At 35.2% G+C, this 12,671-nt stretch carries 7 protein-coding genes; all 7 read left to right on the top strand.

Features of this window, described 5'->3' with window-relative positions; all coding sequences use genetic code 11:
* Positions 1 to 1,356, top strand: a 1,356-nt coding sequence (locus FPG59_RS08760; protein ID WP_303393804.1) for a triple tyrosine motif-containing protein, incomplete at its 5' end; no start/stop codon positions are given.
* A gap of 238 nt (positions 1,357 to 1,594) precedes the next feature.
* Positions 1,595 to 4,636, top strand: coding sequence for a TonB-dependent receptor (locus tag FPG59_RS08755; protein ID WP_086454236.1), 3,042 nt, complete (start codon positions 1,595 to 1,597; stop codon positions 4,634 to 4,636).
* Positions 4,637 to 4,647: 11 nt separating this feature from the next.
* Positions 4,648 to 6,123: a RagB/SusD family nutrient uptake outer membrane protein gene (locus FPG59_RS08750; RefSeq protein WP_086454235.1), complete on the top strand. Its 1,476-nt coding sequence runs from the start codon at positions 4,648 to 4,650 to the stop codon at positions 6,121 to 6,123.
* A 20-nt stretch (positions 6,124 to 6,143) separates the two neighbouring features.
* Positions 6,144 to 7,739 (top strand): PKD domain-containing protein, encoded by a 1,596-nt coding sequence (locus FPG59_RS08745; protein WP_086454234.1) that lies wholly within the window; start codon positions 6,144 to 6,146, stop codon positions 7,737 to 7,739.
* Positions 7,740 to 7,815: 76 nt separating this feature from the next.
* On the top strand, positions 7,816 to 9,456 hold the full coding sequence (locus tag FPG59_RS08740) for a family 16 glycosylhydrolase (protein ID WP_086454233.1): 1,641 nt from the start codon (positions 7,816 to 7,818) through the stop codon (positions 9,454 to 9,456).
* Between the two features lie 74 nt (positions 9,457 to 9,530).
* Entirely contained in the window at positions 9,531 to 11,825 is a 2,295-nt protein-coding gene (gene bglX / locus FPG59_RS08735) for a beta-glucosidase BglX (protein ID WP_086454232.1), read from the top strand.
* 6 nt (positions 11,826 to 11,831) lie between these two features.
* Complete coding sequence (locus FPG59_RS08730) at positions 11,832 to 12,590, top strand: family 16 glycosylhydrolase (protein WP_086454231.1); 759 nt, start codon at positions 11,832 to 11,834, stop codon at positions 12,588 to 12,590.
* Positions 12,591 to 12,671: the final 81 nt, after the last annotated feature.

Below are 12,671 nucleotides of genomic sequence, written 5' to 3'. Positions count from 1 at the left end.
GTACAGGCTTATAAAACACCTCAAAAAGGGAAAAATGCAAGTTTAACTACCTTTAATAATGATATTTATTATGCTAACAAAGCAGGCATTTTTAAACTCAATCAAAAAACTAAACAGTTTGTAAAAGATACTATAATGAGTACTGTTTTTGAAAAAGATGAATACACATCTGGAAAATTAATTGTTGACAATTCTAACAAGATTTGGTTGTTTTCAAAGAATTACATTCATTATTTTTCGCTGAGTAAATTTAGCAAGCAACTTACGCAAAATGTAATTCCTATACCAGCAGCTTTAACAAACTCTATGTTGGGATATGAAAATATAACTCAAATTTCTCACTCCAATTATTTAATAGGAACAACGGATGGATATTATATTTTGAATTTAAATGAATTAGGTTTAAAGAATTACAACGTTTCATTATCAGGAATAACTACAAATAAACAAAACGAATCGTTTCAAAACCAAAGTATTCTAAGTGAGGGAAGTTTTGATCATGATGAAAATAATATTTCAGTTTTTTATGCTGTACCAGAGTTCAATAAATATATAAATGTAGAGTTTCAGTACTTACTGGAAGGGTTTCAAGAAGAATGGAGCGAATGGAGTGCCAAATCATCCGTTAATTTTAAGAATCTACCTCCTGGGAATTATACCTTAAAAGTTAGAGCAAAATATGCTAATTCCACCTTAGATAGTACCATATCCTATTCGTTTAGAATAAACAAACCTTGGTATTTTACTCATGTTGCACTTTTGATTTATTTAATTGTGCTGGTCTTTGCAGCAAGATTTATACACAAGGCATACAAACGTTACTATGAGCAATTAGAAAAAAAATTAATAGAGGAAAACAATCTGTTATTAGAAATAAAAGAGTTGGAGAACGAGCAAGAGGTTATGCGAATAAAAAATGAGCAACTTTCTCAAGTAGTTGATTCAAAAAATAAAGAATTGGCCGCATCTACCATGAGTTTGAATAGTAAAAATGAGTTGTTGGCTTTTATCAAAGAAGATTTGAAAAAAACAACTGAGGATGGCAATAAAAGTATAAAATCTGTAATTTCTACTATAAATAAAAACATCAATGAAGGAGATAGTTGGAGTATTTTTAAAGAGGCATTTGATAGTACCGATAAAGATTTCTTGAAAAAAATGAAGGCGGCGCATCCTACATTAACTCCAAATGATTTAAGATTATGTGCTTATTTAAGACTCAATTTATCCTCAAAAGAAGTTGCGCCTTTATTGAACATATCGGTACGAAGTGTTGAGATAAAACGATATCGTTTGCGTAAAAAAATGGAATTGTCTCATGAGCAAGGACTTGTAGAGTACATTTTATCTGTATAGGTTGCAGTTTTTTGGGTCAAAAAAACTATACATTACCACAACATTAACGTTATCGTTGATTTTTTTTGGGGATTTAAGATTTTATTAAAATTTAGATTTCACAGCAAATTAGGTGATAAATTGAGAAATCATCAGTAATACTACTTTTTTTTTGCTTTGTATGTTTTTTGTTGTGGTTCTAATTTACTAATTAGCACTCTTTAGGTGTTAATTTTATAATTCACAAAAAACATAAATTATGAAGTCAAACTATCTATTAATCTTTTTTCTATTCATAACCACTTTGGGTTTTTCTCAAGGGTTTGATGTAGGAGGTGTTGTCAAAGAGGCAAGTTCTGGTTTACCAATACCAGGGGTAAATATTCAAGTAAAAAATTCTTCATCAGGAACCACTACAGATTTTGATGGTCGTTTTTATGTAAAAGGTGTTTCGCCTAATTCCGTTTTAATATTTTCTTTCGTAGGTTTTAAAAGTGTAGAATATAAAGTAACACAATCATCACAAAACCTATCAATCGTTTTAAAAGAAGACGCTAATACATTAGATGAAATTGTTGTCATAGGTTATGGATCACAAAAAAAGCGAGAAGTAACAGGAGCAGTTTCTGTTGTAGATAGCAAAACACTTGAGGTATTAAAACCAGTTAGAGTGGAACAAGCATTGCAAGGAACCGTGTCTGGAGTAAATGTTACCTCTACATCTGGAGCACCTGGAGCAGCTTTAGATATAAGAATTAGAGGTATTGCTACCAATGGAGAAAATAGACCTACTACTATTATAGATGGTTATGTGGGAGAGTTAGGATTATTAAATCCAAATGATATTGAAACCATCACCGTACTAAAAGATGCACAGGCCGCAATTTATGGTACTATTGGTGCCAATGGTATTATCTTAATAACCACTAAGTCCGGTAAGAAAAATTCAAAATCCAAAATAAGTTATAACGCTTATACTGGTTTTCAAGAAACTTCAAGAAAGTTACCCATGCTAAATGCAACCGAGTATGCTTTGTTACTTAACGAAAGTTATGCTAATGGTGGTAACGCAATTCCTTTTCCAAATGTATCAGGTTTGGGTAAAGGTACTGACTGGCAGAATGAAATTTTTAGTACTTCAGTTCCAATAATCAATCATGATATTTCTTTCTCTGGAGGATCTGATAAAATAACCTATGCAGTAAGTGGTTCTCACATTGATCAAGAAGGGATCATTGGAGAAAAAAAATCAGGCTTTTTAAGAAATACTGCAAGAATTGCACTTGGTGCTGATGTTACGGACAGATTGAAGTTAAAAACCAATGTTATTTATACTTATTTTACTAGAAATACACTTAATGAAGATGGTTTGGGTTCAGTGTTATTTAATGCATTGAATATGCCGTCTACGCTAAAACCGTATGATGCTACTGGTGATTTTACACTGGCAGGCACAGGGCTTGGTAACGAAATAATCAATCCTTTAGCTCAAATTGCAAATACCTATAACGATTATAACTTCAAGAAGTTAAATGGAAATTTTGGGTTAGATTATAAACTATTTAAAGATTTTGTGATTACGAGTTCTATTGGATTTAATTCATCTAATAGTGAGTCTAAAACTTTTGCAAAGCAAATTAGTTATGGCGGAAAAGTTTTTGATGTACTAAGAAGTAGTGTTACTCAAAGTAGCATAAACGATAACAATTATTCTTTCGATATTTACGGTACTTACACAAAAAAAATTGCTGAGGATCATAATATTGCGGCAACAATAGGAAACACCATTTTTAAAGAATATGGCAATGGTTTGTTTGCCACAGGTTTTGATGTTCCTTATAATTCTTGGAAATTTGCTGATATTGCTTTGACTAGAGGAGTAGCAACGGTTGTAACAAACAGTTCTTATAATTATGATGAACGACGACTTTCTTATTTTGCAAGAGGTCAGTATGATTATAAAGGGAAGTATCTTTTCTCGGCAATGATTCGTCGTGATGCTTCGACAAAATTTGGACCTGGTAATAAGGTGGGGTACTTCCCGTCATTCACTGCAGGTTGGGTGCTGTCTGACGAGAGTTTCTTTGGACAAGATAAGTTTGTTAATTTCATGAAATTTAGAGGAAGCTATGGAACTTTAGGAAACGATCAAATTCCTAATAATGGTTACATTTCACAGTTAAATGGTGAAGCTACTTATGTATTTAGTGATGTTTTAGTAAATGGTTTTGCCGTAGGACAAATTCCAAACGCTAATTTAAAATGGGAGGAAGCCCGCAAGTTTGACGTAGGTGTAGACTTGAGATTTCTCCAAAATAAAATGTCATTTGTAGCGGATTATTTTATTGATACTCGTACCGATTTATTAATCCCTTTTATTCCAGTTTCTGGTATTAATGGTGCTGCTGCACCTGGATCTAAACCACCTACAATAAATGCTGGTACGGTAAGAAATACGGGTTTAGAACTTGCTCTAGATTATAAAAATAAGTTTTCAGATTCCTTTTCTTTAAGCGTAGGATACAATGTTACTTTCCTGAAAAACGAAGTGCTAGAGGTAAACAATGGCATTGGTTATATTGAGGGAGGATCCTTTGGAGTTGGTCAACAACCACCATCAAGAATGGAAGTAGGCAGACCAATTGGATATTTCTACGGCTATAAAACAGATGGAATTTTTCAAAATCAAGCCGAAGTAAATGCGCATCCATCTCAATTATCATTAGGAGCAGAAGCAAGTCCAGGTGATTTAAGGTTTGTAGATGTAAATGGTGATGGTGTTTTAAATGCCAGTGATAGAACAAATATTGGTGATCCAATTCCTGCAGCTACAATGGGTTTCAATGTTCAAATGAACTACAGAAATTTTGACTTTGCCATGTATACTTTTGCCTCTGTAGGCAATGATATGGTTCGGAATTATGAGCGAAATCTAACAGATGTTAATAGGCTCAATTACGTATTAGACCGATGGACTGGTGAAGGAAGTACAAATTCAACTCCTAGAGTTACAACAAGTGCAACAGGAAACTCTAATTTTTCAAGCTTTTTTGTAGAGGACGCTTCGTATGCAAGGATCCAAAACATACAATTAGGATATGCAGTTGATACAAAGTTTATTGAAAAAACTGGTCTTTCAAAAGTTAGGTTGTATGCGGGTGTCAACAACTTGTACACTTTTACAAAGTACAAAGGTTTTGATCCTGGTGCGTCTAATGGAGAGCCAATAGGTGGCGCGATAGACAAGGGTTTTTATCCTATCCCAAGAACTTACCTGTTAGGTTTGAACATTAATTTTTAATCTGAATTAAAATGAAAAAATATCTTTTTAGTACCGTAATGATAGCAGCTATAGCCACGGCTATCATTTCATGTAGCGATGAGTTCGTAGACAGACCTGTTGAATATTCTATTGATTCTGAAAATTATTTCAACTCAAAAGAAGACTATGACAAAGCATTGATTGCTGCATATGATTTATTACAGTCTAGTTATATGAATGTTTTAGTTGGTGAAATAGCCTCAGACAACACTTTAGCAGGAGGTGAAAATGCATCAAATGAGCCAGGTATTCAGCAAATTGATGATATGATTCATACGCCAGTTAACAAGCAATTAAAAAACCTTTGGGATTGGATGTTTGCAGGTGTACAAAGAGCAAACTATATTTTAGAATTTAAAAATAAAACTGATTTTCAAGGAAAAAACCAAATTATTGCTGAAGCTCGATTTCTTAGAGCGTACTATCATTTTGAATTAGTAAAATGGTTTGGTGGTATCCCTATGAAAGGAGACGTAAGGTTTGTTCCAGGCGATGAGAAAAAAACTCCTCGTTCTTCAAAAGCAGAAGTTTATTCATCTATAGAAGCCGATTTAATTTTTGCCTCTGAAAATTTAGCACCAACAACCACTCAAAAAGGAAGAGCAACGCGCGGAGCTGCACTTGCTTTATTAGGAAAAGCTTATTTGTACCAAAATAAGTTTGCGCAAGCAGCACCTATTTTTGATAGAGTTATAACATCTGGAAATTACTCGTTAGTTTCAAATTACAATTCGATATTTGAGAATGAAGGTGAGAACGGACCAGAATCTGTTTTTGAAGTACAATATACAGATGTTGAGGGTGCCAATTTTGAATGTCTTCAATGTAGTGAAGGGAATGTTGCCGTAGGTTTTAGTGGTCCTCGTAGTTATAGTGGAGATTTATTTACTTCTGGATATAGCTTTAATGTTCCTACCCAAAAAATTGTTAATGCTTTCGAAGCCGGTGATAATCGTAAAGCAGTTGCTATCCTAGATATCGAGGCTTGGGCAACCAGTACAGGAGCAACTTTTGGAAAAGGATACGAGCATACTGGTTTTTTTAACAGAAAGTACATACCTAGAAAAAGAAGCACAACTGCTCAAAATGATTTAAACTTGACAAATCCTAACAACTACCGTGCTATTCGATATGCCGATGTATTATTAATGGCAGCAGAGGCTTTCAACCGCGGTGGAATAGACGATGTAAAAGCAAGAGGATACCTAAATTTAGTTCGCAGACGTGCTTTTGGGGACTTGAATCATGACATCGCCTCTTCTGGCGCAGCTTTAACAGATTTTATTTTAGCCGAAAGAAGAGTAGAATTAGCAGGAGAGGGACATCGTTTCTTTGATTTAGTTCGTACTGGTAAGGCAGCGCAAGAAATTCCTGGTTTTACGGCTAATAAACACGAACTATTTCCTGTCCCTATCGAGGAAATTCAATTTTCTAATGGGAATTGGAAACAAAATCAAGGGTATTAAAAAACTAACATAATTTAGATATGAAAAAGTTACAATTAATTCTAAGTATTTTCATTCTGACCCTTTCTTTTGGGTGTACGGAGGAAAATAATGATGTAGATTTAGAAACTATAGGTGCGCCAAAAAACGTGTCGGCACTCACAACCATTACACAAGATAATTCAGGTAATGTTACTTTTTTGCCAAAAGGTGAAGGAGTAACTCAATTTGAAATCTTTTTTGGTGATGCTACTACCAAGTCTGTAATAGTTAATCCTGGTGGGACATACACCCACAAATACCGTGAAGGAGTTTTTAAAGCAAAAATTATCGGGATGACTATTAATGGTACAAAGACAGAAACCATTCAAGAGGTTACAGTTTCTTTTTTGGCACCAATTAATTTTGAACCTACCATAACTATTGGTAGTAATTTGTCTATTACGGTTGCGGCAAAGGCTGATTTAGAGACTTTTTTTCAAGTTTATTTTGGTGATGTCCCTAATGAAGTTCCAGTAGATTTTATGCAAGGTGAAGTAATAACGCACACCTACAAAACTCCTGGAACCTACAATGTACGTGTTGTAGCATTGAGTGGTGGTGCAGCAACTACTCAAAAAATAACTCCAGTAACGGTTACAAATTTATTTGCTGCTCCAGCTCCAACTGTTCCTGCTGCAAATGTTATCTCTATGTTTAGTGATAGCTACACTAATGTTGCAGTTGATACATGGAGAACTTCTTGGTCACAAGCAACTTTAGAGGATATTGATATCAGTGGAAACAAAGCAAAAAAATACAGCGCATTAAATTTTGTGGGTATAGAGGCTACTTCTTCTCCTATAAACGCATCGGCTATGACATTTTTTCATATTGATATTTGGTCATCAGATGTAACCGAATTCAAAGTAAAACTAGTTGATTTTGGTGCAAACGGAACCTTTGACGGTGGTGATGATAGAGAACACGAAATAACTATTGCCAATCCTAAAAAAGAGGAATGGGTAAGTTTAGACATTCCATTAAGTAATTTTACAGGATTAACTACACGTTCGCACATTGCACAATTAATTTTAGTAGGAGCTCCAGCAGGAAGTAATACAGTTTATGTAGACAATGTGTTTTTCTACAACACTGCAGGCTCTGTTACTGCAGCGCCAACACCTACACGTCCTGCATCAAGTGTGATTTCTATGTTTAGTGATGCATATACAAATGTAGCTGTCGATACTTGGAGAACTTCTTGGTCTAGTGCAACATTAACTGATTTGAGTATAAGCGGAAATGCAACTAAAAAATATAGCGCTTTAAATTTTGTGGGTATTGAGGCTACTTCAACTCCTATAAATGTAACGGCTATGACACACTTTCATACTGATGTTTGGTCTTCAGATTTTACACAATTCAAGATTAAATTAGTTGATTTTGGTGCCGATGGAGCTTTTAGTGGAGGCGATGATGTAGAACATGAAATAACAGTAAATTCTCCAGCCCAAGGATCATGGGTTAGTCTTGACATTCCATTGAGTCAATTTACAGGTTTAACAACTAGAGCACATATTGCACAATTAATTTATGTAGGAGCTCCATCTGGTAACAATACCGTTTATATTGATAATGTTTACTTTCATAACTAATTAGGGTTTTAACTTTTAGAAATAGCATTAATAGTTAGTGTGCATTATTACAATTTGAATTTTAAAAAATAAGAAAATGAAAAAAATACTATTCAAAATAGTTTCTGTTTTTATCCTGCTTTTAATGGTGAATTGTCAGGAGGATAATCTAGGATTTGGAGACATAGATGCCCCCTCAAATCTAAAAGTGACTGCTGAAATTATTGGAAAATCAGCCGCTTTTCCAAATGGAGATGGATCAGGAAAAGTAAAATTTGTAAGTACCGCCGAAAACGCAATTTCATATAAATACGTTTTTAGTGATGGAACAAGCAAAAATCAACCAAGCGGAATTCTCGAATATCCATTCGCTACTCCTGGTACTAATACATATACTGTAACCATCATAGCATCGGGTGCAGGAGGAGTGACTTCTAGCACTACAATAGAGGTTACTGTGTTTAGTAACTTTAAGGATGAAGTTGCTGTTCAATTGTTAACTGGCGGATCTAGTAAAAAATGGTATTGGGCACAAAGTGAACCAGAACATTTGGGGGTAGGTCCTAATGTGGCTTGGTCTGATGCTACTTTTGGAACACAAAATTACTATCCCTCTTTTTATAGGGCTGCGGCCAATGAAAAAGCTGCAACTTGTTTGTATAAAAGTGTAATGACTTTCTCTTTAGTAGGACAACAAATGAAATTTGAATTGGATAACAAAGGACAAACGTATTATAACGCTGCTCTTAAGGGAGTTAGTGAGGATGCATGTTTTGACTTGGTTACTACAGGTTCAAGATTGGTTTCATTGAGTAAATCAGAATCTTTTGTTTCTAAAAATCCAGGAGCTCCTACTCAAACTAGGGGGACTGTTTTAAATATTGCAGATGGAGGTTTTATGGGGTATTTTGTTGGTTCAAGTTCTTATGAAATACTTTCTATAACGGATAACAGAATGAGAGTAAGAGTAATTCAAGCAGGTAATCCATTTTTAGCATGGTATCATACCTTTACCACAACACCGCCTTCAGGAGCCGTTACACCGCCATCTGCAAATTATAATATATTGAAATTTAGCGATGAATTTAATACTGATGGTGCACCAGATCCTACTAAATGGGGTTATGATTTAGGTGCTGGAGGTTGGGGTAATAATGAATCTCAGTCTTATACAAGTGCTAGTGATAATGTAGTTGTTGCCGGTGGAAATTTAAAAATTACTGCTAAAAAAGTAGGTTCAGGTTATACTTCTGCTCGATTGAAGTCTGAAAACAAATTTGAATTTACCTATGGAAGAGTTGAGGTGAGAGCCAAATTAACAACTGGTGCTGGTACTTGGCCAGCAATATGGATGCTAGGTGAGAATTATGCCACTAATGCTTGGCCTGCCTGCGGAGAAATTGATATCATGGAATTCAAAGGAAGTCAACCTACTACTATATATGGTACCTTACATTATCCCGGAAATTCAGGAGGTAATGGTAATGGAAGTTCAACTACAATAGCTAATGCTGCTTCTGAATTTCATATTTACAAAACCATCTGGAGCCCAGAGTCAGTAAAAATATATGTTGATGATGCTTTGTTTCACACGGTTGCAAATACAAGTGCGTTGCCATTTAACAAAGATTTCTTTTTGATTTTAAATGTTGCAATGGGAGGAACCTTTGGAGGTGCTATTGATCCAGCTTTTAGTCAGTCCTCAATGGAGATTGATTATGTAAGAGTATATCAATAAGCACATTTAAATTAGCAATAATAGTAAAAGGTAGGTTTTTTTACCTGCCTTTTGCTTTAATAAACATACCACAAATGAAGTATTCATTTCTATTTATACTTGGCAGCTTATTTTTTGTAGTTGCTTGTAGTAAAAAAATCACACAACCATCAACTCCTTTGGCGCAAAAAAACGCATTAGATAAAAAGGTTGATTCGGTTCTTCAATTGATGACTCTTGAGGAAAAAGTTGGTCAACTCAATCAATACAATGGTTTTTGGGACATTACAGGGCCAACTCCAAAAGAAGGCCAAGCCGCAAAAAAATACGAGGACTTAAAAAAAGGTTTAGTAGGTTCTATGCTTAACGTAAAAGGGGTAAAGGATGTTCGTGCTTTACAAAAAATAGCTGTAGAACAAACCCGTCTCAAAATTCCTTTGCTCTTTGGTTTTGATGTAATTCACGGGTATAAAACAATTAGTCCAATACCACTTGCCGAAGCCGCAAGTTGGGATTTACAAGCCATACAAAAATCTGCGGCTATTGCTGCCGAAGAAGCTTCGGCAGAGGGATTAAATTGGACTTTTGCTCCCATGGTTGATGTGGCTCGTGATGCACGCTGGGGTCGTGTTATGGAAGGAGCAGGTGAAGATCCGTTCCTTGGAAGTAAAATTGCGGTGGCTCGCGTACAAGGTTTTCAAGGAAATGATTTGGCTGCGACCAATACTATTTTGGCTTGTGCCAAACATTTTGCAGGTTATGGTTTTGCTGAATCAGGAAGAGATTATAACACGGTAGATGTAAGCGAAAATACCTTACAAAACACCATATTTCCTCCTTTTAAAGCAGCTGTTGATGCTGGCGTGCGTACTTTTATGAATTCCTTCAATGAATTGAATGGCATACCTGCTACTGGAAATGCATATTTACAAAGGGATATTCTAAAGAAAGAGTGGAATTTTGATGGTTTTGTAGTTTCAGATTGGGGGTCTATAAATGAAATGATAGCTCATGGATACGCAAAAGATAGCAAGCATGCTGCCGAAATTGCCATCAATGCAGGATCAGATATGGACATGGAATCAAGCGCTTATGTAGACCATTTAGTGGCATTGGTTAAAGAGGGTAAAGTAAAAGAAAGCTTTATTAATGATGCTGCAAGACGGATATTGAAAGTAAAATTTGAATTGGGACTTTTTGATGATCCTTATAGATATTGTGATGAAAAAAGAGAGCAATCCACAGTAGGTAAACCAGAGTTTCATGAAGGTGTTTTAGACATGGCAAAAAAATCAATTGTGCTTTTAAAAAATGACAATGATATTTTACCATTAAAAAAATCAGGTCAAAAAATAGCGTTAATTGGTGCTTTGGCAAATGATAAAACAAGTCCATTAGGAAGCTGGCGAATTGCAGCTGAAGACAATACGGCGGTTTCTGTTTTAGAAGGATTGCAAAAATACTCTGGAAATCAACTGACTTTTTCAAAAGGTGCCGATGTTGCAGTGGGACGCACTCAATTTATTTGGGAAACTAAAATCAACACTACAGATAAAACCGGATTTGATGAAGCTATTACAAATGCAAAACAGGCAGATGTTGTGATTATGGTTTTAGGGGAACACGGTTTGCAATCTGGTGAGGGTAGAAGTAGAACCGAGATAGATTTACCAGGTGTACAGCAAGAATTACTAGAGGCAGTGTATAAAGTGAATCCTAATATTGTTTTGGTTTTAAACAATGGTAGGCCTCTTGCTATTCCGTGGGCTGCAGAAAAAATTCCTGCAATTTTAGAGGGATGGCAGTTAGGCACCCAAAGTGGTAACGCTATAGCGCAAGTACTATATGGAGATTACAATCCGAGTGGAAAACTACCAATGTCTTTCCCGCGCAATGTGGGGCAATTGCCTTTGTATTACAATTATAAAAATACGGGAAGACCTATAATGAATGAACCAGAAAGTGTTTTTTGGTCTCATTATATTGACGAGAAAAACACGCCTCAATTCCCATTCGGACATGGTTTGAGTTATTCTAAATTTGAATATTCAGGTTTTGAAGTGTCTTCTAATGCTTTCGCAAAAGGTGGATCTATTCAAGTATCGGTCAATGTTAAAAACACAAGTAATGTAATAGGTAAAGAGGTAGTGCAGTTGTATATTAGAGATTTGATTGCCAGCGTTACGCGCCCCGTAAAAGAACTTAAAGGTTTTGAATTAATAGAGTTACAACCTAATGAAACTAAGAAAGTAATGTTTATGATTGATGAGAAAACGATTGAGTTTTTTACCGCCAATAGAAAGTGGGAAGCCGAAGGAGGAGACTTTAAAATTTTTGTTGGAGGCAGTTCTGTAACGCAATTCGAAAAAGATTTTCAATTTAAAAACTAAGCATTTATGAAAAATATATTGGTTTGTTTCCTAATTTTCAATTGTTCATTCGCACAAGTGGGTACGCGCAAATTAGTTTGGGAAGAACATTTTGATGAAAAATCATTAAATGAAAAAACTTGGAACATCGAGTTGGGTGACGGTTGTCCAAATTGTGGTTGGGGAAATAATGAAAGACAGTTATATACGGCGGATAATCATAAAATTGAAAAAGGTTGCTTGGTAATTACTGCAAAAAAAGAAGCAGACAATAAATACACATCAACTAGAATTACTACCAAAGGGAAAAAAGAATTTCAATACGGAAGATTTGAAGCAAGAGCAAAACTTCCCGTAGGGCAGGGGATTTGGCCTGCTTTTTGGATGTTAGGTTCTAATATTGATCAAGTTGGGTGGCCCATGTGTGGAGAAATTGATATCCTTGAATATGTGGGCAAGGAGCCAAATATGGTTTTTACATCGTTACATACTCAGGACAGTCATGGAAATACTATTAATACTAAAAAAACAAAAATAGAGTCTATTGAAGAGGGTTTTCACCTGTATGCCATAGAGTGGACACCTGATAAAATAGAATTTTTTGTAGATGCAAAGTTAGTGTATACCTTTCAGCCCGAATCAAAAACCCAAGCTGTTTGGCCATACGATCAGCCATTTTATTTTATTATAAACATGGCTATAGGAGGTAATTTTGGAGGGCCTGAGGTGGATGATGCAATTTTTCCTCAAAAATTTTATATTGATTACATCAAAGTGTATCAATAAAGTGAAGATTTATCTCAATATTAAACACTAAAAAAGCCAGGATTTTGCTCTTTTTAGTGTTTTTTGTTGAAAGTTTATAAT

Origin of the sequence: Flavobacterium sp. FPG59, from assembly GCF_002150205.1 — a bacterium.
Taxonomy (GTDB): Bacteria; Bacteroidota; Bacteroidia; order Flavobacteriales; family Flavobacteriaceae; genus Flavobacterium.
The sequence above is the reverse complement of the archived record's forward strand: the minus strand, read 5'-3'. Positions and strand labels throughout refer to the sequence as shown.

Coding starts and splice junctions, on each gene's coding strand:
- FPG59_RS08755 (WP_086454236.1), top strand. CDS start 1,595: ATGAAGTCAAACTATCTATTAATCTTTTTTCTATTCATAACCACTTTG.
- FPG59_RS08750 (WP_086454235.1), top strand. CDS start 4,648: ATGAAAAAATATCTTTTTAGTACCGTAATGATAGCAGCTATAGCCACG.
- FPG59_RS08745 (WP_086454234.1), top strand. CDS start 6,144: ATGAAAAAGTTACAATTAATTCTAAGTATTTTCATTCTGACCCTTTCT.
- FPG59_RS08740 (WP_086454233.1), top strand. CDS start 7,816: ATGAAAAAAATACTATTCAAAATAGTTTCTGTTTTTATCCTGCTTTTA.
- bglX (WP_086454232.1), top strand. CDS start 9,531: ATGAAGTATTCATTTCTATTTATACTTGGCAGCTTATTTTTTGTAGTT.
- FPG59_RS08730 (WP_086454231.1), top strand. CDS start 11,832: ATGAAAAATATATTGGTTTGTTTCCTAATTTTCAATTGTTCATTCGCA.